The 25997-nt window shown below is 61.6% G+C and carries 15 protein-coding genes; 13 read left to right on the forward strand and 2 right to left on the reverse strand.

Features of this window, described 5'->3' with window-relative positions:
- Positions 1–60: 60 nt before the first annotated feature.
- Positions 61–1200 carry an IS481 family transposase gene (locus BCY88_RS29850; RefSeq protein WP_120344283.1) on the reverse strand — a complete coding sequence of 380 codons (1140 nt, stop codon included), beginning with the start codon at positions 1198–1200 and terminating at the stop codon, positions 61–63.
- A gap of 717 nt (positions 1201–1917) precedes the next feature.
- Positions 1918–2790 (reverse strand): LysR family transcriptional regulator, encoded by an 873-nt coding sequence (locus BCY88_RS29860; RefSeq protein ID WP_120347760.1) that lies wholly within the window; start codon positions 2788–2790, stop codon positions 1918–1920.
- 109 nt (positions 2791–2899) lie between these two features.
- Between BCY88_RS29860 and BCY88_RS29865 the strand changes: the two genes are divergently transcribed.
- The 13 genes from BCY88_RS29865 (at position 2900) to BCY88_RS29925 (ending at position 25993) form a co-directional block, all read left to right on the forward strand.
- On the forward strand, positions 2900–4666 hold the full coding sequence (locus BCY88_RS29865; RefSeq protein ID WP_120347761.1) for an acyl-CoA dehydrogenase family protein: 1767 nt from the start codon (positions 2900–2902) through the stop codon (positions 4664–4666).
- On the forward strand, positions 4663–5874 hold the full coding sequence (locus tag BCY88_RS29870) for a CaiB/BaiF CoA transferase family protein (RefSeq protein ID WP_120347762.1): 1212 nt from the start codon (positions 4663–4665) through the stop codon (positions 5872–5874). Before BCY88_RS29865 ends, BCY88_RS29870 begins: the two co-directional genes overlap by 4 nt.
- Before the next feature lie 76 nt (positions 5875–5950).
- Positions 5951–7270 carry an MFS transporter gene (locus tag BCY88_RS29875; RefSeq protein WP_120347763.1) on the forward strand — a complete coding sequence of 440 codons (1320 nt, stop codon included), beginning with the start codon at positions 5951–5953 and terminating at the stop codon, positions 7268–7270.
- Between the two features lie 105 nt (positions 7271–7375).
- The gene (gene cuyB / locus BCY88_RS29880) at positions 7376–8899 is read left to right on the forward strand and encodes a cysteate racemase (RefSeq protein WP_120347764.1); all 1524 of its coding nucleotides are present in this window, start codon (positions 7376–7378) and stop codon (positions 8897–8899) included.
- A gap of 333 nt (positions 8900–9232) precedes the next feature.
- Positions 9233–15139, forward strand: coding sequence for an excinuclease ABC subunit UvrA (uvrA, locus tag BCY88_RS29885; RefSeq protein WP_120347765.1), 5907 nt, complete (start codon positions 9233–9235; stop codon positions 15137–15139).
- A 1027-nt stretch (positions 15140–16166) separates the two neighbouring features.
- Positions 16167–16829, forward strand: coding sequence for an energy transducer TonB (locus BCY88_RS29890; protein WP_120347766.1), 663 nt, complete (start codon positions 16167–16169; stop codon positions 16827–16829).
- Between the two features lie 77 nt (positions 16830–16906).
- Positions 16907–17812, forward strand: a complete 906-nt coding sequence (locus tag BCY88_RS29895) for a MotA/TolQ/ExbB proton channel family protein (RefSeq protein WP_120347767.1) — start codon at positions 16907–16909, stop codon at positions 17810–17812.
- 12 nt (positions 17813–17824) lie between these two features.
- The gene (locus BCY88_RS29900) at positions 17825–18247 is read left to right on the forward strand and encodes an ExbD/TolR family protein (RefSeq protein WP_046566007.1); all 423 of its coding nucleotides are present in this window, start codon (positions 17825–17827) and stop codon (positions 18245–18247) included.
- 9 nt (positions 18248–18256) lie between these two features.
- Positions 18257–18685 carry an ExbD/TolR family protein gene (locus BCY88_RS29905; RefSeq protein WP_120347768.1) on the forward strand — a complete coding sequence of 143 codons (429 nt, stop codon included), beginning with the start codon at positions 18257–18259 and terminating at the stop codon, positions 18683–18685.
- A 9-nt stretch (positions 18686–18694) separates the two neighbouring features.
- Positions 18695–19900: a tetratricopeptide repeat protein gene (locus BCY88_RS29910; protein ID WP_120347769.1), complete on the forward strand. Its 1206-nt coding sequence runs from the start codon at positions 18695–18697 to the stop codon at positions 19898–19900.
- A 173-nt stretch (positions 19901–20073) separates the two neighbouring features.
- A complete protein-coding gene (locus tag BCY88_RS29915) occupies positions 20074–20649 on the forward strand; it encodes a helix-turn-helix domain-containing protein (protein WP_120347770.1) in 576 nt (191 codons plus the stop codon).
- A 380-nt stretch (positions 20650–21029) separates the two neighbouring features.
- Complete coding sequence (locus tag BCY88_RS29920) at positions 21030–23816, forward strand: TonB-dependent receptor (protein ID WP_120347771.1); 2787 nt, start codon at positions 21030–21032, stop codon at positions 23814–23816.
- 260 nt (positions 23817–24076) lie between these two features.
- Entirely contained in the window at positions 24077–25993 is a 1917-nt protein-coding gene (locus BCY88_RS29925; RefSeq protein WP_120347772.1) for an extracellular solute-binding protein, read from the forward strand.
- Positions 25994–25997: the final 4 nt, after the last annotated feature.

Genomic DNA, 25997 nt, shown 5'->3' on the forward strand with positions numbered 1-25997 from the left:
GTGTATAGGCCGGACACATAGGTAACAGGTGTGCGGGGACATAGGTAACACATGATCCGCTCATTCCTGCTGGTTCAGGTTGATGGTTCCGAAACGGTAATGCGCAAAAAACAGGTCGTAGCAGTTCTCTTCACCGGCGCGCTCGCGGATGGCCACGGGCAGGTTGTGCAAGGCGTTCGATACCTTGAATCGCCGGTTCCTGAAGCGTAGCTCACCGTTCCACTTCACGCGCTGCACGAGATCGTTGTCACCATATTCGATGGGCGGCAGGATCTCGGGATACGCCCGGGGGCTGGGCCGGTATCGCGTGACCGGGGTTGCCATGTCCAGCGCCTGATGTGGACGCTGGTGGTTGTAGACCGTGCGCCACGCATCGAACGCCTGCTGGGCGCTGTTCAGGTCCCTGAAATGGTGGCCGGTGAGCACTTCGGCCTTCAGCGTGCGGTGAAACCGCTCCTCCTTGCCATTGGTCTGCGGATGGGCCACCCGGCTGTGGGACAGTCGCACGCCCAGCCGGATGAGCCAGATGGCCAGTTCGGTCAGTTGCCCCGGCTGGCTGGGGCTGCCCCACGGCGAACCGTTGTCCGCGTTGATGCGCAACGGCAGACCGTAGCGGCGGAACGTGCGCTCCAGATGATGCTGCACGGTCCGGGTGTCGGTGCAGATGCAGGCATCGAGCGTCACGCTGTAGCGCGAATGATCGTCCAGCAGGGTCAGGGGCGAACAGTGCCGTCCATCCTGCAGGTCGAACCAGCCCTTGAAATCCATCTGCCACAGGTCGTTGGGCTGCGCATGTTCGAAGCGCTGCCAGGGCGTGGCCGCGTCGGAGGCGCACGGATCGATCAGCCCATGACGATGCAGGATGTCCGTCACGGTGCTGGGAGCGGGTACGCCCGTGTGACCCTGGTCGCGCAGGCGACGGCTGATCTTGCGCCCGCCCCAGGCCGGATGCGCCCCCCGCAGTTCGAGCACCTGCTGCTCGACGCACGCGGGCGTGCGTGCCGGACTCTGCTGGGGGCGGCGTGAGTGATCTGTCAACGTCGTCGTGTCGCCCTGCGCGTAGCGCCCGAGCCACTTGTAGCCGGTCTTCGGACTGATGCCGAAGCGTCGGCACAGCTCACGACGGTTGGCGCCTTCCTGCAAGGCCAGATGGACGAATTCCAGACGCAGATTCATGGTGTCTCTCGGGTTCCAGGGCATGACCGGCTCCAGGCGATTCACTCGCCCAGAGTGTTACCCATGTCCCCGCACACCTGTTACCCATGTCCCCGGTCCATACACCGCCGCAAAGAAAGATAAGCAAAGAAAGCGGCTCACACCGCCAGCTCATAAGCGGGTCCCCCGCACAGCCACGGTAGTGGTGCATCTGGAATCCGTGTTCGCGCACATTCGGCGCTAGTGACAAGGGCGTCATTCTTCCGGCGGCGCTGCGCGCGCCGACGTGCAGTTCGAGAACCAGCGCGTTTTTCGGCGCCTCGCCGAGGCGAAGCCGATGGTCCCCGCGACCCGAAACGAAGCCCCGGGTTTCCCATGCAGACCCATCCGCGACGCACGCAGTGCGGAGTGGGAGCGAATGAGCCCTGTGTCACTGACGCGGAGTGTGCGAGGGCACGGATTCCAGATGCACCACTACCGTAGCTGTGCGGGGGACCCGCTTATGAGCTAGCGGTGTGAGCCGCTTTCTTTGCTTATCTTTCTTTGCGGCGGCAAAGAAAGTAAGTGCCGCCCCGCACAGGGGCAACGCTAATAAACCAATAACAATTCAAGGAAAGGCCAAAGCCATAAAGAACACAGCCAAAACAAACCACTAGCAAAGCAAGGAAAGGAAAAGAAAAGACCAAAGAAGCCAGAGCAAGAAAAAACCAACACCAAAAGCAAACAACCAAAGCGCCGCGCAGGCAAAAAAAAAGCCCCCAATCACCTCCCCAAATACTCAACAAACCGCTCCGCAACAGGCTCCCCCTCACCCTCACGCCGCAACAACAAAACCTGCGACAAAAGCGTCTCGCCCTGCAAGGGCAAAAAGCAAACCCTTGGATCTTGCACCTGCCGCAAGGTAAAAGGCACCAACGCCACCCCCATCCCAAACCCGACCATCGTCACAACGGTCTGCCACAACCGCGCCTCATGGCGAATCAAAGGACTAAACCCGGCCCCCACGCACTGCGCGATGATGAGATCGTGATAATGCGGCGACACCGTGCGAGGAAACAGAATAAACGGCTCCTGCGCCAACGCTCGCAAATCGATCTTGCGCTTTCGCGCCAGCGGATGATCCGCCGGCAAACAACACAGAAACGGCTCCGAAAAAATCGGCGTGGAAATGACGTCCGACGGAAAATTGCCCCAATGCGCGCAGCCCATGTCGATCTGCATCCGCTGGATCGCATGCACCTGTTCGCTGGTATTCATCTCCTTGAGCACGATTTCAACGCCCGGATAGTCGGCCTCGAAGCGGCTCACCGCCTGCGGCAGTCCACGGTACAACATCGAATTCACGAAGCCGATCCGCAAGCGGCCAGCCAGTCCGTGCGCCGAGCGAACCGTGATGCGCTCGGCTTCCCCCGCCTGCAGCAACAGGCGGCGCGCCTCGCCAAGCAGAACCTGTCCCGCGTTCGTCAGCGCAACCGTCTTGTTGGTGCGCGCGAGCAGTTGCACGCCGAGCTGGTCTTCGAACTTGCGAATGTCGAAACTGAGCGCAGGCTGCGAAATGAATAGCCGCTTGGCCGCACGGCCGAAATGCAATTCCTCGGCGACCGCCACGAAATAGCGTAGTTGCTTCAGGTCCACGGCAGTCTCCGGTTCTTTGAACGATAAGCAATATCTATCGTACCGGATATAAGTTGTATTAGACGTCTATCGAAGCCGCTTCTATGCTCCTTCCACAAAGGAGACACGCATGAGCGAAATCACCGCGCAGCCGGCCCACGGCTCGTCCAATATTCCCGACAGCCGGGGCATCAACTTCTTCCACAGCGACCCCGACTTCGCCGGTTTGCTCAAGTTGCACCTGGGCGACGCGCTGTATCGGGAACTCGAAAGCCAACTCGTTTCGCTGGGTCAGCGGGCGTCCGGCGAACTCGACGTGTGGGCGCTGTCCGCCGACAAGAATCCGCCGCAATTGCGGCAGCGCACGCGGCGCGGCGAGGCGCTGCAAAGCATCGACAAGCATCCCGATTACGTCGCGCTCGAACGCGTGGCCTACGCGGAACTGGGTCTGGCCTCGATGAGCCATGACCTCCGCGACGGTCGGAAAACGCCGCCGCCGCTGGTCAAATACGCGCTGACGTTCCTGTTCGTACAGGCGGAATTCGGTCTGTGCTGTCCCGTCAGCATGACCGATTCCCTCACACGTACGCTGCGCAAATTCGGCTCGCCGGAACTGGTCGCGCGGTTTCTGCCGATGCTGGCGTCGCGCGATTTCGACACGCTCTTTCAGGGCGCGATGTTCATGACCGAACAGGCAGCCGGTTCGGACGTTGCCCGCATCGCGACGCGTGCCGCGCTCGAAACCGGCGTGAACGGGGAACAAACGTGGCGTCTGTATGGCGACAAGTGGTTCTGCTCGAACGCCGACGCCGATCTCGCGATGGTGCTCGCACACGTGGACAATGCGCCGGCGGGCATCCACGGCCTTGGGTTGTTCCTGCTGCCGAAAAACCTGCCGGACGGCTCGCGCAACAGCTATCGGATCGTGCGTCTGAAGGACAAGCTCGGCAGCCGTTCAATGGCGAGCGGCGAGATCGTGCTGGAAGGGGCCGTCGCGTATCTGATCGGCGAAGTGGGACGCGGCTTTCATCAGATGGCCGACATGATCAACATGTCGCGTCTGTCGAACGGCGTGCGTGCGGCGGGTTTGATGCGCCGTGCGCTGACCGAAGCGTTGCACATCGCGCGCAATCGCGAAGCGTTCGGCCGCAAGCTGATCGATATGCCGCTGATGCAGCGGCAATTGCTCAAGATGATGCTGCCCGCGGAGCAGGCTCGCTCGATGTTCATGCAGATCGCGCTGCTGCTCGAAAAGGCCGACGCGGGAGATCGGCAAGCGGCAAAATGCGTGCGCATCCTCACGCCGTTGATCAAATTCCGCGCGTGCCGCGATGCCCGCCGCGTGACCGGCGACGCGATGGAAGTGCGCGGCGGCACGGGCTACATCGAAGAGTGGAGTGACGCGCGCCTCGTGCGCGACGCCCATCTCGGTTCGATCTGGGAAGGCACCAGCAACATCGTCGCGCTCGATGTCGCGCGCGCGGCCAAACGGGACGGCGCGCTCGAACCACTGCGCGCGTATCTGCAGGATCTGCTCGGCGCCGCAGGATTACCTGCCGCGAGTCTCGGCGTGCTTCGTTCTACCTTGACGCGCGCTTGCGACGCCCTCGCAAGCGTTGCCGAATGCGGCCGCGATGAATCAGTCCGGCAGCCGGCCACGGCCTTGTATCACGCAAGCACGGCCGTGCTCATGGCCTGCGAAGGCACGCGTCTCGCGCCGGATTTCCGCCGTCTCGCGTTGAGTCATCTGGTGTTGCGGCACAAGCTGTTGCCGTTCGATCCGCTCGACGTGCAAGCGTCGTCGAGTGAGCGCGAGGTGATCGACGCGCTGGTCGACGCCCGCAACGTGACGCTCGATCAGGCGCTGGAACTACTGCCGGCAGGGAGCGCGCAATGACCATCTCCGTGAGCAATGGCACGCAAGACACGCAAGGCGCGTTGCAAGGCATCAAGGTCATCGACCTGAGCCGTGTGCTCGGCGGCCCGTACTGCACGCAGGCGCTGGCCGATCACGGTGCCCAGGTCATCAAACTGGAGCCGCCCGCCGGTGACGAAACGCGCGGCTGGGGGCCGCCGTTTTACGGCGACACTGCGTGGTACTTTGCCGGTGTGAACCGCAACAAGCAGGGCATCGCGGTCGATCTGTCGTGCGACGCGGGCCGTGACATTCTGTGGAAACTGCTCGAAGACGCCGACGTGCTGGTCGAGAACTTCAAACCCGGCACCCTCGCGCGCTGGGGCATGGACTATGAGCGCGATTTGCGCGAGCGTTTCCCGAAGCTGATTCATTGCGCGGTATCGGGTTTCGGTCCGGACGGCCCGCTCGGCGGCTTGCCCGGCTACGACGCGGCGATTCAGGCGATGACCGGTTTAATGAGCGTCAACGGTGAAAACGACGGACCGGCGATGCGCGTCGGCCTGCCCGTCGTCGACATGGTGACGGGTTTGAATGCGCTGGCCGGCATTCTGCTGGCGCTCGCCGAGCGCTCGAAAAGCGGGCAAGGCCAGTCGATCGATATCGCGTTGTACGACTGCGGCGTGTCGCTTCTGCATCCGCATCTGCCGAACTATTTCGGCTCGGGCCGCACGCCCCAGCGCAGCGGCAACGCGCATCCGAACATCACGCCGTACGACAGCTATCGCACCGCGACTGCGCCGATCTTTCTTGCCGTCGGCAACGACCGGCAGTTCGCGCGGCTATGCGCGCATCTGGGCGCGCCGGAACTTGCGGACGATCCACGCTACGTGGACAACCGCAGCCGCTGCGCGCATCGCGAGCCGCTCAAGGCCGCGCTCGAAGCTCTGCTTGCCGCCCACGATTGCGAGCCGCTCGCGCAGGCGTTGATCCAGTCAGGCGTGCCGTGCGGACCCGTGCTGAGCGTCGATGTCGTCGCGCGTCATCCGCACACGCTGCATCGCGGCATGGTGATCGAGATGGGCGAGTATCGCGGCACGGCGTCGCCGATCAAGTTGTCGCGCACACCGGCCACGTATCGCAGCGCGCCGCCTGCGCTGGGCGGCGACACGCGCGATGTGCTCGACGCCTTGGGCATCGATGCGGCCACCCAGCAACGTTTGCTCGAAGCAGGCGTACTCAAAGCCTGAGTGCAGGAAAGCAGTGTTCCGGTGACGGCACAAAGAAGCCGCGCCATCCAGAAGAACGACCTTGGAGACGAATGACATGAATCGCGAGCCAGACGACCTCGCCGCAGGCCGGCAACCCACCCGCGCCGCGGCAGCGGCATTTGTCGGTACTACGATCGAGTGGTACGACTTTTATATCTACGCCACGGCGTCCGCGCTGATTTTCGGCAAACTGTTCTTCCCCGGCAGCGATCCGTTCTTTGCGACGCTGGCTTCGTTCGGCACCTTCGCGGTGGGCTTTTTCGCGCGGCCATTCGGCGGCCTGGTGTTTGGTCACCTCGGTGACCGCATCGGCCGCAAGAAGGCGCTTGTGGCAACGCTGGCGATCATGGGCGTCGGCACGGTCGGGATCGGTTTCCTGCCGACCTATGCGAACGCCGGCGTATGGGCGCCGGTATTGCTGGTGCTGCTGCGCGTCGCGCAGGGTATTGCGATCGGCGGCGAGTGGGGCGGCGCGGTGCTGATGGCAAGCGAACATGCGCCACAAGGGCGGCGTACGTTCTTCGCCTCGTTTGCGCAGCTTGGCAGTCCGGCGGGGTTGATCCTGTCGCTGCTCGCGTTTCGCGCCGTGGCGTCGATGGACAAGGACGCGTTTCTCAGCTGGGGCTGGCGCCTGCCGTTTCTCGCGAGCGCGGTGTTGCTGGTGGTGGGTTTGCTGATTCGCGCGGGTGTCGACGAATCGCCTGAATTCAAGGCGCTCAAAGCCCAACGGCGAGTGGCGGCGCTGCCGGTCGCCGAGGTGGTGCGCGACGCGTGGCGCACGGTGTTGTTGTGTCTTGGCGCGAATGTGATCGGCGTGGCCGGCGCGTGGTTCGTCAATACGTTCATGCTGAATTACACGACGCAAACACTTGGGCTCGATCGTTCGTTGATTCTCGACTGTCTGTTCGTGGTGGCGTTTATTCAGCTGTTCACGCAACTGGGCTCGGGATGGTTCGCGCAACGCGTCGGGACTGGAAGGTTTTTGAAGGGCGCGGCGGCGTTGGCCATGCTTTCGCCTTATCCGATGTTCGCGCTCGTGTCGACCGGCCGCCCCGCAGCGATTGTGGTGGGCATCGCGCTGGCGGTGATGTGCATGTCGAGTTCTTACGCAGTGATGGCCGGATTTATGTCGACTGCATTCGCAGTGAGAGTCCGGTACTCGGCTATTTCCTTGTCTTACCAGGTGTGTGCCGCACTGGCCGGCGGATTGACGCCCCTGATCGGGACGTTGCTCGCGCATCGGTATCCGGGCGCATGGTGGCCGTTGGCTGTGTTCTACAGTTGCCTCGCCGGGATTTCGCTGGTGTGCATCAGTACGCTGGAGCGTCGCAAGCGAGGCACGGCACGCGGTGTTGTCGACATGATCGAGGTTTGAACGCCTCGCCAGGCATAAACCCGTTATTTCATCGCGAACGTCATCCTGAATCCCCAAAAGCGTCCTAATATCTAGACGAAATGAAAAACGACAGGGGAAGCCATCATGTATCGTCATCGGTCGCTGGGTGTCGTGACAGGGGCGTCGCCGCTCGCCAGCGTCGACGTGTTGAGCAGGATGAGCACAGCCTGGCGCCGTCCCGGCGCGGCCAAGCCGTTCGATTTTGTTCTCGAACAGCAGGCGTGGCCGGGACCGGCTTTGTCAGGCGCCGCAAGTGCGCCGTTCAAGATTCACGTCTTCGATACGATTCGCACCTTCGAGAAACGCGGCGTCGACGCGATCGTCTTACCGTGCTTCCTCAGCCACACCTTCATCGACGAACTCTCGGCGAACGTCGCTTTGCCGATCGCCAGCATCATGGCCGCGCTCGTCGCGCATGTGCGGCAAGCGTTTCCGTCGGTCTGTCGCATTGGTGTACTGACTTCCGACGCGATTCGCGCCAACGGTCTCTTCGAACGCCATTTCGACAGTACGCGGTTCGACGTGCTGTATCCGCATGACGAGGACGAAGAGGGCGGCGATCGCGTCACGCGCGCCGTGTATGGCGACCCAGGCATCAAAAACGGACATCTGAGCGGGCGGCCCGTCGAGTTGTTGCGCGCGGCTTGCGCGGACCTCATTGCGCAGGGCGCGGAGATCATCGTGCCCGGGCTCGCCGAAATCCCGCTGGTGGCGCGCGTGCTCGGCCCGCTGGAAGTGCCGTTCGTCGATACCAATCTGGTCTACGCGCGTTACGTCGCGGCCGCGCAATATGCGCAGCCGGCGCGGCACTTCAAGGTGGGCGTGCTGGGCGGTGTCGGCCCGGCGGCGACGGTCGATTTCATGGCGAAGCTGGTGCGCAACACGCCGGCCGCGCGCGATCAGGACCATGTCAAGGTGATGGTCGAGCAGAATCCGCAGATTCCGGATCGTACCGAGGCGCTGCTCGGCAGCGGCGACGATCCGACGCTCGCGCTCTACGCGGCCTGCAAGACCCTCGAAGAAGGTGGCGTGGACCTCATCGCGATTCCGTGCAATACGGCGCATGCATTTGTTGAGCGGATTCAGCCGTCGTTGACCATTCCGATCGTCAATATGCTGACCTGCACCGCCGATTATCTGCGCGAGACCTTTCCGGGCCTGCGTGAAGTCGGCGTGCTGGCCACCTCGGGCACGCTGGCCAGCCGCGTCTACGAGACGGCGCTCGAAGCGCGCGGCTTCGTGCAGATCGCGCCGGCCGCGGCCGCTCAGGCCCGCCTCATGAAGGCGATTTACGGACCGGCCGGTGCGAAGGCGGGTTACCTGACGGGCGAGTGTTATGACGATGCCGCCGCTGCCGTGGACGACCTCGCCGCGCAAGGCGCGCAGGTCATCGTGCTGGGCTGCACCGAGCTGCCACTGCTGCTGCGCGGTTCGACGCTGACGCGTCCAGGCGGACCGGCGGTGCGGCTTGTCGATCCGACCGACGTGCTGGCCAAACGCTGCGTGGCTTATGCGCTGGGCGCGACCGCCGCGACGCAGGCCGCTTCGGAACCGGCGGCGCCAGAACCGGCCGCGGGCCGCCATAGCGTGGAAAGTGTCTTTGGCTAGAGCCGGCCGGAACAACTGTGCGTGCGGCGCCGCGCAGGAAAGCTTGCAATTCCCACCTTCCGCCGCCATGTCCTGAGCGCGGCGAGCTCCCGTTTGAAACAATCCAACGCCTGCTGAGCGGCTGAGCGGGGCGCGCCCGGCGCCGCCATTCATGGCCCGCCGCGGCGCCACGGCGCGAGCGCGCCATGTCGTGGAAAACTGTATAAATATACAGTATAGTATCCCCCTATAACCCGGCCCTGGGCGAGTCTTTCCGCCAGCCGGGTGTCCCGAACTTGCGCGGTCGCGAGGCGTCCGTGAGAGGTGGTCCACTCATTCAGACGGTCGGAAAAATTGGCATCTAACGGAACTATCCGCATTCGCGGCGCGCGCCAGCACAACCTGAAGAACGTCGATCTCGACGTACGAACCGGCGAAATGACGGTCGTCACGGGGCCGTCCGGCTCCGGCAAATCGAGCCTCGTGTTCGACACCTTGTACGCGGAAGGGCAGCGGCGCTACGTCGAAACTTTCAGCGCCTACGCGCGGCAGTTTCTCGATCGCATGGACCGGCCGCAAGTCGACCGGGTCGACGGCGTGCCGCCCGCCATCGCGATCGACCAGACCAACCCGGTGCGCAGTTCGCGTTCCACCGTCGGCACCATGACGGAGCTCAACGACCACCTGAAGCTGCTCTACGCGCGCGCGGCCGAACTGTTCGACCGCAAGACCGCGCAGCAGGTGCGCCACGATACGCCCGAAACGATCTACGCCGAATTGCTCGCGCGCACCGCGGAGCATGATCCGCGGCTGGCCGTCACGTTTCCGGTCGAGCTGCCGGAAACGGCGTCCGAACAGGAAGTGGAGCAATGGCTTTCCGCGAGCGGCTACACGCGGGTCCAGGCGCAGCGCGAAGTCGATTCGCCTACCGGCAAGCGCAAGCTGCTCGACGTGGTGGCCGACCGTTTCCGCCTGAGCGCGGTCGACAAGCCGCGTGCGGTCGAAGCCATCGAGGCGTCGCTCAAGCGCGGCGGCGGCCGCGTCAATATTTACGTGTTGCCTGCGGCAGCGGAGGCAACGCAGGCGCCGGAGGCGACGCTCGCCGCGAATGCCGCCGAGCCGCAAATCTGGCGCTTCTCCACGGGCCTGCACAGCCCGGAGAGCGATCTGCGTTATGCGGATCCGCAGCCGGCGCTGTTCTCGTTCAATTCGGCTTATGGCGCGTGCGAAACCTGCCGCGGTTTCGGCCGAGTGATCGGAGTCGATCTCGGTCTGGTCATTCCCGACGCGCGCAAGACACTGCGCGACGGCGCGATTAAGCCGATGCAAACCCCCGCCTGGAAAGAGTGCCAGGACGACCTCATGCGCTACGCGGCGAAAGCGGATATCCGCCGCGGCACGCCGTGGGGTGAACTGACGGACGCCGAGCGCGACTGGGTCATCAACGGCTCGCCGGACTGGAACGGCAAGTGGCAAAGCCATTGGTACGGTGTCAAACGTTTCTTCGAGTATCTCGAGTCGAAGGCGTACAAGATGCACATCCGCGTGCTGCTGTCGAAGTACCGCAGCTATACGCCGTGCGAAACCTGTGGTGGCGCGCGTCTGAAAACGGAATCGCTGTTATGGCGTCTCGGCAGCAAGCAGAATGCGGACGAGGTGCTGGCGCCCGGGAAACGCTTTCTGCCGCGTGGCGTCGAGTGGCAGCGGGCGCAGCTCGAGTCCTTGCCGGGTTTGACCGTGCACGATCTGATGCTGATGCCGATCGAGCGCATCCGGCGTTTCTTCGACGAGATCAGCCTGCCAAGTGCATTGCTTGACGACGCACTCAAGCTGCTGCTCGCCGAGGTGCGCACACGCCTCAAGTATCTGTGCGATGTCGGCCTCGGCTATCTGACGCTCGACCGGCAAAGCCGCACGCTGTCGGGCGGCGAGGTGCAGCGGATCAACCTGACCACGGCGCTTGGCACGTCGCTGACCAAAACCCTGTTCGTGCTCGACGAGCCGAGCATCGGCCTGCATCCGCGCGATCTGAACCGGATCGTCGAGGCGATGCACCGGCTGCGCGACGCGGGCAATACGTTGGTGGTGGTCGAACACGATCCCTCGGTGATGCTCGCGGCGGATCGTCTGATCGACATGGGTCCGGGGCCCGGCGAGCGGGGCGGGTCGATCATTTACGACGGCGCGCCTGAGGCCATCCGCTCGTCCGGCACACTGACCGGCGAGTACCTCGGCGGTCGCCGGCATGTGGCGGATGCGGCGCACTGGTCACAACGTCCGGTGGATGACAGCACCCCGCGCATCGTGCTCGAAGGCGCAACCGAACATAACCTGCGCGACGTCACCGTCGAGATTCCGTTGCAACGGCTCGTCTGCGTGACCGGCGTGTCGGGCTCCGGCAAGTCCACCTTGCTGCAGGACGTTTTGTATCCGGCCATGGCGCGGCACTTCGGTCTCGCCACCGAATCGCCCGGTGCATTCAGAAGCCTGACGGGCGCCGACCAGGTCACCGACGTGGTATTCGTCGACCAGTCGCCGATCGGCAAGACCGCGCGCTCGAACCCGGCCAGCTACGTCGGCGCATTCGACGAGATTCGCAAGCTCTTCGCCAAGGCGCCGCTCGCGCAGCAACGCGGTTACGGTCCCGGCATGTTCAGCTTCAACTCCGGTGACGGGCGCTGCCCGACCTGCGGCGGCTCGGGCTTCGAACACATCGAAATGCAGTTCCTGAGCGATGTCTATTTGCGCTGCCCGGATTGCGATGGGCGCCGTTATCGTGCGGAGCTGCTCGAAGTGAAAATCGAGCGCGGCGAATCGGCGCGTGCGTTGAGCATTGCCGACGTGCTGGAATTGACGGTGAGCGAAGCCACCGCCTACTTCGCGAAAGATGCTGAAGTACTGCGCGTGCTGCAGCCGATCGTCGACGTGGGTCTCGAATACGTGAAACTGGGGCAGCCGGTGCCCACGCTGTCCGGTGGCGAAGCGCAGCGGCTCAAGCTCGCCGGCTTCCTCGCGGAATCGGCGCAGGCGCGCACCGCGCGCAGCGCGAAGCAGCCGGTCGCACAACGCCTGTTCATGTTCGACGAGCCGACCACCGGCCTGCATTTCGACGACATCGCCAAGCTGATGCAGGCGTTCGGCAAGCTGCTGGCGAGCGGACATTCGCTGATCGTGATCGAACACAATCTCGACGTGATTCGTGCGGCCGACTGGCTGATCGATCTCGGTCCTGAGGGCGGAGACGGCGGTGGCAGGGTGTTGTGCGCCGGCACGCCGGAAGATGTCAAGCTGTGCCAGGAATCGCATACCGGCGAGGCGTTGCTGCAATACGACCGGGCCATGAACGCAGCGGCCGAACCTGCGTCGCAGGGCATTCCGCTGCAAAAAGCGTTGAGCGCGGCGCGCGCCCGGCGGGTGATCGAAGGTGAGGACGTGGTGCGCATCGTCAATGCGCGCGAACACAATCTGAAAGCGCTGGACGTGGATATTCCGCACGGCAAGTTCAACGTGATTACCGGCGTTTCCGGTTCGGGCAAGTCCACGCTGGCCTTCGACATTCTGTTCCACGAAGGGCAGCGCCGTTACCTCGAATCGCTGAACGCCTACGCACGTTCCATCGTGCAGCCGGCCGGGCGCCCCGAGGTCGACGCGGTGTATGGCATTCCGCCCACCGTCGCGATCGAACAGCGTCTGTCGCGCGGTGGCCGCAAGAGTACCGTGGCGACCACGTCGGAAGTGTGGCACTTCCTGCGCCTGCTTTACGTAAAGCTCGGCCTTCAGCATTGCATCCACGACGGCACGCCGGTCACGTCGCAAAGCGTCGAATCGATTGCGGCGCAATTGCTGCGCGATCACAAAGGGCAGCACGTCGGTTTCCTCGCGCCTCTGGTCGTGAACCGCAAGGGCGTCTATACCGATCTCGCCAAGTGGGCGAAAGCACGCGGCAATACGCATCTGCGTGTGGACGGCGAGTTCGTGCCGGTGGACCCGTGGCCGAAGCTCGATCGCTTCCGCGAGCACACCATCGAATTGCCGGTGACCGACCTTGTCGTGTCGCCGGATAACGAAGCAGAGCTGCGCCAGGCGCTCGACCAGACGCTGGAAATCGGCAAGGGCGTCATGCATCTGCTGGCGCCGCTCGACGGTTTGCACGACGCAATGGGCGGCGGCCGCTCCACCGCGAAGCTCGGTGCAGTGAAGGTGCTGTCCACCAAGCGCGCCTGCCCCGTATGCGGCACGAGTTATCCCGAACTCGACCCGCGCATGTTCTCGTATAACAGCAAGCATGGCTGGTGCACCACGTGCGTCGGCACGGGTCTCGCACTGACGCGCGAACAACGCGCGGCATACGACGACACGGTAATCGTCGACGATAACCGTGGCCGTGAGCAGAGCTTGCCTTCCGAGGAACAGGAACCGGAAGGCCTCGTCGACGAACCGTGTGCGGATTGCGGCGGCACGCGCTTGAACCCCACCGCGCGCGCGGTCACGTTCGGCGAGCAGGCCATTGTCGACGTCGCGCAATGGACCGTGTCCGACACGCGCGCCTGGATCGACACGTTGGAAATGAGCGGCCGGGACGCGGAAATCGCGCGCGACGTGGTCAGCGAAATCGGCAGCCGCCTGCAGTTTCTGGAAGAAGTCGGGCTCGGTTATCTGAGTCTCGATCGGGCAGCGCCGAGCCTTTCGGGTGGTGAAGCGCAGCGCATCCGGCTGGCCGCGCAATTGGGCAGCAACCTGCAAGGCGTGTGCTACGTGCTCGACGAACCGACCATCGGTCTGCATCCGCGCGACAACCAGATTCTGCTCAATGCCTTGCGAAAATTGGGAGAAAAGGGCAATACGCTAGTGGTGGTCGAGCATGACGAAGATACGATTCGGCGTGCTGATCACATCATCGATATTGGACCGGGTGCGGGCAAGCGCGGCGGCACGCTGGTTGCGCAGGGCAGCGTGGCCGATCTGTCGGCGCAGCCCGATTCGCTGACCGGACAGTTCCTCGCCCATCCGATCGTGCATCCGCTGCAGCCGCGCCGCAAGGTGGTCGCACCGACCAAACGCGCGGCCGCGGTGCCGGAGAATTGGCTGACGGTGCATGGCGGCAAACTGCACAATCTGCAGAACGTTACTGTCGGTATTCCGCTTTCACGGCTGGTAGCGGTGACGGGCGTGAGCGGTTCGGGCAAGTCGACGCTCGCTCGCGACGTACTGATGACCAATCTGCTGGATGCGGTGGGGCGCTCGGTGCTGTCGTCGCCGGCCACGCGGCGTGCGCGTGCGGCGGCCGAGACCCAGCCGGCGGCGAACCGGCGTTCGAGTGTGCTGGCGCGCACGGCGCCGCGTGCACCGCTGAACGTCACGCATGCCTGGCAGGGTTGCGATTCGATCACCGGCTGGGAAAACATCGACCGTGTACTCGAAGTCGATCAGACACCGATCGGTAAAACGCCGCGCTCCTGTCCGGCAACCTACATCGGCGTGTGGGATGCGATTCGCAAGCTGTTCGCCGGCACACTCGAAGCGCGCGCGCGTGGCTACACCGCATCGCGTTTCTCGTTCAACACGGGCGAGGGGCGTTGTCCCGCATGCGAAGGGCAGGGCGTGCGCACCATCGGCATGAGTTTCCTGCCCGACGTGAAAGTGCCGTGCGACGTTTGCCACGGGCAGCGCTTCAATCCAGAGACGCTCGCGGTCACGTGGCGCGGCAAGAATATCGGCGACGTGCTGACTATGGAAATCGACGAAGCCGTCGAGTTCTTCGCGCCGATTTCGAACATCGCACATCCATTGCAACTGATGAAAGATGTCGGGCTCGGATATCTGACGCTTGGGCAGCCGTCGCCCACACTGTCGGGCGGCGAGGCACAGCGTATCAAGCTCGTCACCGAGTTGAGCAAGGTGCGTGACGACATTACGCGGCGTGGCCAGAAGCCGCCTCACACGCTGTATGTGCTCGACGAACCGACGGTCGGCTTGCATATGGCGGACGTCGCCAAGCTGATTCGCGTGCTGCATCGTCTCGCGGACGGCGGCCATAGTGTTGTTGTCATCGAGCACGATCTCGACGTGATTGCCGAGGCGGACTGGATCATCGATCTCGGTCCCGAAGGTGGCGTGGGGGGCGGCACCATTGTCGCCGCTACGGACCCCGAAGGATTATCCCGCGTTGCCGCCAGCCATACCGGTGCCGCACTGCGTCCCGTGTTAGCGCGAGCGCAGGACGAGACAGCAGTGAGCGCGGGCGAAGGAACCAACGGTTGACGCAGTGGAGTGGCGCAATGCACTTTGCGCCACTTCCTTCTGCTCGTTCAGGTTGCTGGATCGTCTGTGTCCCGGTTATTCGCAACCAGGCGCCTGAAAAAATGCCATTTGAATCACATGAATGTGCTGTCGAGGTGCCGGTCATATCAGAGGCGCGGCAATATCACTGCCGTTGGCTATATGTAATTAATTTGAGTGATTTTGTAATTTTATAAATGGCGTAATTGAAATGTGTATTTAGGGTGTCGCAAATACCGCGAAAAAGAATTTCAAACGCCGTTCCCCTTCTGCTATCTTCTCGCCGTCGACGTCGACCTTGAGTCGACGCTCGATCACCACGTTAGACGATCTGTTCGCGGTCCACTCCGGTTGCCATGCAACCATCGTGGAAAGCCCGCCCGGTGGGCTTTTTCGTCCCGTTCCGCAAGTGATTCGCCGACCGTTTCTGGTGTCTTCGGAAAGCCGCGATAGCGGCTGCGTCCCAATTTATGAGCGCACGAAAAGTGCGCTCGCATCCGCTCGACACACGCTTATTCTTTTAAAACGTCGCGAATACGGCATTAGTTAGAGTGTCCTCTCTAAACTTAGTATGCTGTCATCAAAAAAAGTTTGACCCCGCATTTTTTGTCCTGCTATTGTTGCCTCCCATGAAACGCGGGTGACAATCGCGCAAAAAGTTCGAGAGCGGCAGCGCGCGTCGATCAAATTGTCCCCAGCCGTTCATGCCAGACGGAAATACATAGGCCAAACATAATCTATTAGTACTTCTACTTAGATGGCTGTTTGGTTAGTGTGAAGTGCCGCTGCGGTGTCTCATAGTCGCATCCGTGTCATTAAGTCAGGCTTGGGCGTTGCAGCATAAATTTTGGACTACAAATCAAAAGCATGGGCAATGAGTTCGGTTGTCCGGGATGAGTCCTGGTTGTCGGTTGTAGATGCGCTGCAGCAATAGAAATGGATAGTTCACGCCGGAGGAACAAAGGTGGGTACGAAAGTCGAAGGGCAATTTCCGGCAGTAGCGGCCCGTATGGAGAGGCCAGGGCGCCCGCGTGAGTTTGGGCGCAAGCAGCAAAACCCAGTACGCCGCTTCGGCGGTATCGCAGTTGTTCTGCTCCTGCACATTGTGTTGATCTACGCGCTTATCAACGGTCTCGCCACCAAGGTCGTGCAGGTCATCCAGCATCCCATCGAAACGAAAATCATCGAACCGGTGAAGCCGCCGCCTCCGCCGCCTTTGCCGACCGTGCAATTGCCGCCGCCGAAGTTCGCACCGCCGCCGCCGCCGTTCGTGCCGCCGCCGGAAGTGCAGGTGCAAACGCCGCCTCAGCCGACCATCACGCACCAGGCCGCACCGGTCGTGTCGGCACCGGCCGTAGCGCCTCCCGCACCGCCTGCGCCTGCACCGGCCAAGCCCGTGAGCAGCGAAGTAGGGGTGGCATGCCCGAACTCCGATCAGATCCGTTCGTCGATTCGCTACCCGAAGGAAGCGCAGGAAAACAACGTTACGGGTGATGTGCTGATCGAATTCGTGGTTGATGCGCAAGGCCATATTACGAATGAACGGGTTGCCAAGTCGTCGGAGGATTCATCACTCGATCGTGCGGCGTTCAACGCGGTCAAGCAGTTCACGTGCGTTTCCCAAGGCCAGGCTGTCCGTGTGCAAGTTCCGTTCTCGTTTAACCTGAACTGAAACCCACGGGCTGTCCGGTACCGGTAGCGATTTATCAGTCTTGGTTTGGAAGTTGTACTAATGAACTTGGAGCAGGCATGAAGAAGCGTACTCTCGCCGCATTGGCGGCAACCCTGTTGTTCGCCGTAACCACGGTGGATACCTTTGTGGCACCGCAAATGGCCCATGCGCAAGCTAGCGACGCCACCGCGTCGGCTGCGGCGCCTGCCACCGCCGCACCGCTCACGGCAGCCCCGGCCGCCGATCAGGCCGTGCCGCCGCCACAGCCGGCCACGTCCGAAACCGTCAATAATCCGTATGGTCTCGGCGCGCTCTGGAAGAACGGCGACTTCGTTGCCCGCTTCGTGCTGATTCTGCTGGTGCTCATGTCAATGGGCAGCTGGTACATCATGATTACCAAGTTCCTTGAGCAGTTCCGCGCGAACCGTCGTGCGAAGAGCGCCGACGAACAGCTGTGGACCGCGCCGTCGCTGGTCGAAGGCGCCAAGCGGCTCGATGAGTCGTCGCCATTCCGCTTCATCGCCGAAACTGCGATCGAAGCCGGCGAGCATCACGACGAAGCACTGCTCGAAGCCGTCGACCGCAACACGTGGATCGATACGTCGGTGGAGCGTGCGATCACCAATGTGTCGAATCGTCTGCAGGACGGCCTGGCGTTCCTCGGCACGGTCGGCTCGACAGCGCCGTTCGTCGGCCTGTTCGGTACGGTGTGGGGGATCTATCACGCGCTGACGGCAATCGGTATCGCCGGCCAGGCTTCGATCGACAAGGTCGCGGGCCCGGTGGGCGAGGCGCTGATCATGACCGCGATCGGCCTTGCGGTGGCTGTGCCGGCGGTGCTCGGCTACAACTTCCTGGTTCGCCGCAACAAGTCGGTGATGGAGCGTGTGCGTGCCTTCGGCGCACAACTGCATACCGTCCTGCTCGCCGGCAGCCGGCGCTCGGCACGCGCTTCGGCCCGTCAAGCATCGCTGGTCCAATAAGCGGAGTCCGTCATGGCTATGAGCGTTGGGCAGGATGATAACGACGAAGTCATCTCGAGTATCAACACCACGCCGCTCGTCGATGTGATGCTGGTCCTGCTGATCATCTTCCTGATCACGATTCCGGTGGTGACGCATACGGTGCCGGTGCAACTGCCGAAGGAGACGATCCAGCCGTTGCAGACCACGCCGAAAAGCATCGTCATTGCAGTCAATCGCGACGGCGATTTCTTCTGGAACGAGAAACAGGTCGATGCACCGACGCTGCTGGCACGCCTGAAAACCGTGTCGGTCATGACGCCGCAACCGGAAGTGCATGTTCGCGGTGACCAGAGCACGCGTTATGAATTCATCGGCCGGGTCATTACCGAGTGCGAGCGCGCCGGTATCGCGAAAGTTTCGTTTATTACTGAACCGCCGGCGCGCGGCGGCTAGAGGCTCATCATGGGAATGAACGTATCTTCGGGCGGCAGCAGCGAACCGGATGTGATGGTCGACATCAACACCACGCCGTTGATCGACGTGATGCTGGTGTTGCTGATCATGCTGATCATCACGATTCCGATCCAGACGCACGCCATCAAGATGAACCTGCCGGTCGGCAATCCACCGCCGCCGATCACGCAACCGGAAGTAGTGCAGATCGATATCGACTTCGACGGCACTACGACCTGGAATGGTCAGCCGGTGCCGGACCGGGCGGCGCTCGAGTCCAGGCTTGCGCAGGTGGCGGCCGAGCCGGTTCAGGCGGAAATCCATCTGCGGCCTAACAAGCTGGTGCCGTACAAGGATGTCGCGGCCGTGATGGCGTCCGCGCAACGGCTGGGCGCGACGAAAATCGGCCTGATCGGCAACGAGCAGTACATGCAATAAGGAAGTGCAATGCTAACGATCCATCAACGGTTCAAGCGCGCCGTCATCGCGGCCGCTGTCGGAGGGCTGGCGGCGCTCGTCGTGCTGCCGGTCACGTCTCAAGCGGCGGACAGCTTGCGGCCGGATGTGGCGAAGCCGCTGAACGCCGCGCAGGATCTGTATCGCGCGCACAAGTACAAGGACGCGTTGACGAAGATCGATCAGGCCGACGCCGTGCCGGGCAAGACGCCCTATGAAAGCTACATGATTCAGGAGATGCGCGGCGCCGCGGCAGCGGCGGCCGGTGAATCGGGTGTAGCCGCCCAGGCCTACGAAACCTTGTTGAGTTCAGGACGCCTGACGGGTGCTGACGAGCAACGCACGACCGCCGCGCTCGCGGGTATCTACTTTCAGGAGAAAAACTACGCACAGGCCGCGAAGGTTGCGCAGCGCTATCTGAAAGCAGGCGGCGGCGATCCTGACATGCGCACTTTGCTTGTTCAGTCTTACTACCTGGCAAACGATTGCAGTGACGTAGTGAGCTCGCTCAAACCGGCAGTCGATGCACAAGTCCGCGCCGGCCATGCACCCGATGAATCGCAATTGCAATTGCTCGGTACGTGCGCGCAGCGCGTGAAAGACGACGCAACGTACCGCAGCACGCTCGAAAAGCTGGTTGCCTATCATCCGAAGCAGTCGTACTGGGATGATCTGTTCAACGCGATTCGCAACAAACCCGGCTATTCGTCGGCGCTCGATATCGACACTTATCGCCTGCGCCGTGCGACCGGTTCGCTCAGCACCGCCGACGATTACATGGAGATGACGCAACTCGCGATCGTGGCGGGCACGACGGCTGAAGGCAAACAGGTCATCGATCAGGGTTTTGCATCGGGCGTTCTGGGTCACGATGCGCAAGCGGATCGCGAAAAGCGCCTGCAAGCGCTCGCCGCCAAACGGGCGCAAGCGCCGGCCGATCCCGCGAACCCCGTCGCGCCGATCGACATCGGCTTCAATCAGGTCTTCGCCGGGCAGGCGAAGCAAGGTCTTACAGCCATGGACACCGCGATCGCGAAGGGCGGAATCGATCACCCGGACCAGGCGCAGTTGCATCTCGGCGAGGCGTACTACATGGCGGGCGATAAAGCGCGTGCGGTGCAAACCTTCCGCGCAGTGAAGGGTTCCGACGGTTCGGCCGACCTCGCCCGCTTGTGGGTGCTGGTCGCGTCAAAGTAACGGCATCCTGATCCGATATGTCTGATCTTGCGACGTGCCGCTCCGCTGCGCTTGAGCCAGGTTTCGCGCCACCTGATCAGACATATGGTGCGCGTCTTGGGGAGGATGACGCATTCGATGAAACATAGTTTAGTTTTATCAAACTAATTTTGACTACGGGATTCTGTCTTGCTATGGTTTTGCCACTCGATAACAAGGCACAAGTCGCAGTTTCTATAGGCAGCAAAATCCGCGCGCTACGCCAACGACTCAAGCGCACGCTGGATGAAGTGGCAACCACAGCGGGAATTTCCAAGCCGTTTTTGTCGCAGGTGGAGCGCGGTCACGCAACGCCTTCGATTACCTCGCTAGTGGGTATTGCGCGAGCTTTAGGTGTGACGGTGCAGTACTTCGTCGACACGCCAAATGAAGACCGGTCGGTGCGCAGGGGAGCGGAGCTGAAGTACTTCGGCTTCGACGGAACTGCGAATCTTTTTGGGCGGCTGACGAACCTGTCGGTCGGCAGCAAGCTGGAAGTGATTCTTGTCAGGATGCCGGTGGGGCAGAACCCATCGGAGATCACGACGCATGCAGGAGAAGAGTTCCTGTATGTAATGAGCGGCCAGATATCGCTCACTTTAGAAGGTACAACGTTCGTATTGCATGCTGGTGACACTGCGCATTACGAGTCCACCGTGCCCCACGCCTGGTGCAATACCACGCGCGAGGAAGCGGTGGTCGTGTGGGTGGGCACGCCACGATTGTTCTAGATGTTTTTGCTCCATATTTTCGTCGAAGTAAGTCAATCGGCATTTTTAAGCATTACTTAATGTGTGATCCGGAATTGATCTGGAGGGGCGTGCATTGCCTTGTAACCAGAATCTGGGATCGAAGAGTTGATAGGAATAAGAAAGCGCTGCGCATTTCGTTTGTAATAAATAAGTAGTCCGATATTCATGTATCTGAAGTGTTCCGTCTTTCTTTTGCATTTGCAGTCCGGCGCGCTATTGGCCGGTTTGCTGGCCATTGGAAGGGCGGGACAGCTTTAACGGAGCGCGGCGCAAGATCGCCGTATATCGAGTGGGGAGGTTCACAAGATCTCTCTTCACACACACAGCAGTGGCCTTATTGACGAGCGGGAAGGGGAAAAATGAAACAGAGGGCATTGGCGCTGGCCATCAAAAGAATAATCTGGGCTGAACTGGCGTTGTCGGCCGCAATCGCCGTACCGGCGTTTGCGCAAAGCCAGCCGGCCACCACCGGCACGGCGGCGGGTACGGCGACGACGAGCACACCGGCGCCCGCAGCTGCGGCATCGGGCGCTGCTGCGACGTCGTCGGCGGATAACACCGCGACAACGACGGGCAAAGGCAACGTCCAGCAGTTGAAGAAATTCGAAGTCACCGGTTCGCTGATCCGTCAAACCGACAAGACCGGCTTTCAGGCGATGCAGGTCGTTTCGCAGAAGGATATCCAGGCTAGCGGGGCGGCCACGGTGTCAGACTTCCTGCGTTCGACGGCAGCCAACTCGGCAAGCAGCTGGGGCGACAACTACACGTACAGCACCGCACCGGGCGGCGCGGGCATCGCGCTGCGCGGCCTGAGTGAAAAGTACACGCTGGTGCTGATCGACGGCCAGCGCGTGGCGCCTTATGCGCTCAACACGAACTTTACCGATTCGTTCGTCGACCTGAATTCGCTGCCGGTCAACATGATCGACCGCATCGAAATCGTGAAGACGGGCGCAGTGTCGCAGTATGGTTCGGACGCAATCGCGGGCGTGGTGAACATCATCACCAAGCATGACTATCAGGGCCTGCAACTGGACGGCAGCCTGGGCGGCGCGCAGCACGGCGGCGCGGGCACGGACAAGTTCAACATTCTGGGCGGCTTCGGCAACCTGGCCTCAGATGGCTACAACATCACGGCAGCGGCCAGCTACTCCCACACGAGCGGTATCGACCTCTCGCAGCGCGATACGACCTCCAGCCAGATCTTCCCGTACGGCAACAACCAGTCGACCTCCTATTGGCTAACGGGCAACGGCCCGGTAGCCACGGGCAATTGCGCCGGCGGCAAGACGATTTCGACCGCGACCTCAACCACGGCTGCTTTCCAGCCTGGCACCGCTTGCGCGTACAACACCAGCAGTCTCGATTCGCTGGCGCCCGAAAACCAGCACGCCAACGTGAAGATTCACGGCGATTTCAAGATCAACGACGACGTTCAGGCTTACGCTGACATCTGGGACAGCTATGCCACGAGCTCGATCGTGACCGGCGCAGCCTACTTCAGCGGTCTGAGTTCGCCGCTTTCGTACTCGCCTGCAACGGGTTTGGTGACCAACAACAATACGGTCGCCGCAACCAATCCGTACAATCCGTTCGGCGTCGCAACGCCCCTTAACTACACCTTCCCGAACACGCCGGTGGGCGTGCAGTCGACCTCGAACTTCTGGGCCTTTTCGACAGGCCTGAAAGGTCAGTTCGATACGTCGAAGTGGGGCAGCTGGAACTGGGCGACCAGCTACGGCCATTCGCAGAGCGTCGTTGCAGTGACCGATACGAATGCGATGAACGCGCAGGCGTATCAGAACATTCTGGCCGGGGGCTTTGATTTTGCCAATCCTTCGGCAACGCCCAACGGCCTCAATGGTCTGTTCAACAACACGGAGTACCTGGCTATATCGAAGCTCGACGTAGTCGACGCGACGATTTCAACGCCAAATCTGTTCCACCTGCCGACTGGCGACGTGGGCGTCGGCTTCGGTACGCAGTTCCAGCATCAAAGCGAATCGATTTCGAATCCGACGGGCGTGGACACGGGCCAGACGCTGATTGCCGGTATTCCTCTGCAATCGGCCGATGGGAGCCGGAACGTTGCGGCGGTTTACTACCAGATCGATATTCCTATCATCAAGAACCTGACTTTTAGCCAGGCCGGCCGATACGACCATTACAACCAGTTCGGCGGCGCGTTCTCGCCGCGCTTTGCTCTGCGCTATCAACCGTTGCAGGCATTCACGGCGTATGCATCGTACAACCGCGGTTTCCGCGCGCCGACATTGGTCGAATCTTCGCCTGGCGCGTCGCTAGGGAACCAGGCGGCGATCGATACCGATCCGGCTAGCGCGCAGTACGGCCAGAACGTCAACGTTGCCGAACTGATGCACGGCAATCCGAATCTACAACCGGAGCGTACGAAGAACTACAACATCGGTTTTGAGTTGTCGCCCGCGCGTAACACGGATCTGGGCTTCGACTGGTACAAGATCGACGTGTCGAACGTGATCGGTATTGCGCCGCTTCAGCCGACGGTGAATGCGAACAACCCGGCTAACGTAGTTCGTAATCCGAATTCCGGCACGATCGACTACGTCAACTCGCAACTGGTCAATTTCTCGTATCTGCATACTGACGGTTTCGAGGCCAACTTCCATCAGGCATTGCCGACCAAGGTTGGTACCTTCGCGCTCTCGACCGACTGGGGCTACATCTGGCACTTCCAGACCCCGGGTCTCGCTAACGGCGCAACCGATGCCGCAGGTAACAACAGTTCCCTGTCCCTGTCATTCGGCGGTTCGTTCCCGCGTTGGAAGGGCAACACGACCGTCAGCTGGCAGTCGCCTAATCGCAAGTGGAATACCGCGCTGACGTGGAATTACACGGGGCCTTACAACAACACCACGATGGAATCGTTGTTCGGCACGGCTGGCGTCCCGACGGAAATCGGCTCATTCAGCGTGTTCAACCTGACGGCAAGCTATACGGGCTTCAAGAACTGGACGTTGTATGGCGGCATCAACAACATCTTCAACCGTGCGCCGCCGTATGACCCGAACTTCGTGCAGTACCCGTATTACCAGACGGGCTACGACACGTCGCTCTACAACTTTATTGGCCGTTACGCGCAGATCGGTGCGACCTACAAGTTCTGATCGCCTGATTTCTCAGGCCTGACGAACGGTCCCGCTCCGGGTTTTCGCTGCTGAAAATCCGGGCGGGTTTCCTGCAAACGCAAGTCTTTCGGACGTATTCAGCCGGCTCGCTACAGCGACTGGATGAATCGTGCCTTTGGTCACAAACCGGAGCATCCGTACCGAGCGATGACGCAACACGTGATGTTCCAGCATTCGCGGGCGCTTGCTGGCGTCTTTGCGCAATTGCTTGCGGCCAACCTGGTTCAATGAGGACAACCATGCTTGCCCGCCTCAACTCAAGAGCCGTGCTGACAGCCGCGACGTTTTTCGCGCTGTTTGGCGCATTCGCTGCACCGGTGCATGCAGCGCCTTCGATTGCTCAATACGATCAACCGAAGTATCCCGCCGACTTCACGCACTTCGACTACGCGAATCCCGATGCACCGGCCAACGGCACGCTTAGTTTTGAAAACTATAACGAACTGCAAACCTACGATTCACTGAATCCGTTTCTTCTGCGCGGTGCGCCTGCGCCGGACATCCAGAATCTGATGTTCGATACGCTGATGCAGCGCAGCTGGGACGAACTGGCCTCCGAATATCCGCTGATCGCCGACGATGTAGAGGTCGCCGCGGATCTGAGTTCGGCGACATTCCATATCAATCCCGCCGCGCGCTTTTCGAACGGCGATCCGATTACCGCCGCCGACGTCAAGTATTCGTACGACACGCTGGCGAGTTCGCACGCATCGCCGCTCTTCAACGCGCAGTTCTCGATCATCAGAAACGCGACGGTGATCGACAGGAGCACGATCCGCTTCGACTTCAAGCGTGCGCAACGCGATGCGCCGCTGATAGCCGGCGATCTGCCGATCTTCTCGCCGAAGTGGGGGATGCAGCCTGACGGAAAACGTCCGCCATTCGATCAGGTTTCCTCAGCGCCACCGATCAGCAGCGGCCCCTATCTGATCGAGGGACGCAAGAACGACAAGCAGATCACCTATCGCCGCAATCCGGACTACTGGGCGGCAAATCTGCCGTCGCGGCGCGGCATGTTCCGCTTCGAGCGAATCACCTTCAATCTGTACCGCGACCATTACACGCAACTTGAAGCCTTCAAGGCGGGCGATGCGGACGTTATCGTCGAATACAGCGCGACGCAGTGGGCACGCAAATACGTTGGCAAGAACTTCGACAACGGACTCCTGAAGAAAGGCGAATTTGCCGACGGCCCCGCGCAGATGCAGGGCATGTTGATGAATATGCGCAAGCCGATGTTTCAGGATCCACGCGTGCGCCACGCGCTGACGCTGGCGCTCGACTATGACTGGATGAACCGGATGATGTTCTACGGCCAATACCGGCGTACGAACAGCTATTTTGAGGCCAGCCCGTTCGGCGCGACCGGTATGCCGAGTCCCAAGGAACTGGCACTGCTCGAACCGCTGCGCGGCAGCGTGCCGCCAGAAGTGTTCGGCCCGATGCTCAAGCAACCTGACACGATCCCGCCGAATTCCCTGCGCGGCAATTTGCGTGTTGCACGTGATCTGCTGGCGCAAGCCGGTTGGCACTATCGCGACGGTGCGTTGCGCGACGCCAACGGCACGCCGATGACGATCGAGATCATGGACGATCAGCCCGGCATGGATCGTCTGATCCTGCCGTATATGCAGGCGCTCGACATGCTCGGTATTCAGGCCCATATGCGCGAAATCGACAGCGCGTTGTACGAGAAGCGTCTGGACAATTTCGAGTACGACATGACCACTTTCATCTATCCGCCGGTCACGATTCCAGGTTCCGAATTGACGCGCCGCTTCGGCAGTGCGGCTGCCTCCGAAGTCGGCTCGGAGAACTACACAGGTATCCGTTCGAAGGCGGTCGATTCGCTGATTCACGCCGCGCTCTCCGCCACCAATCTCGACGATCTGGAAGCGGCGACGCGCGCGCTTGATCGCGTGTTGATCTATTCGTTTTACCTGGTGCCGGAGTACTACGCGCCAGGCGCGCGCATTGGCTACAAGACCACGCTCGGTTTTCCGAAGATCGTGCCGAATTCTTACCAGTACGAAGACTGGGTCATCGATTACTGGTACGCGAAAGCGCCGGGCGCACAGACGAATCAGACGAATCGGGCGGCACAGACACTCCAGACGGCGCAGTCCGCCGGCTCAACCACGGCGCTTGCGCACTGAGGAA

It is taken from the genome of Paraburkholderia fungorum, assembly GCF_003610895.1.
Taxonomy (GTDB): domain Bacteria; phylum Pseudomonadota; class Gammaproteobacteria; order Burkholderiales; family Burkholderiaceae; genus Paraburkholderia; species Paraburkholderia fungorum_B.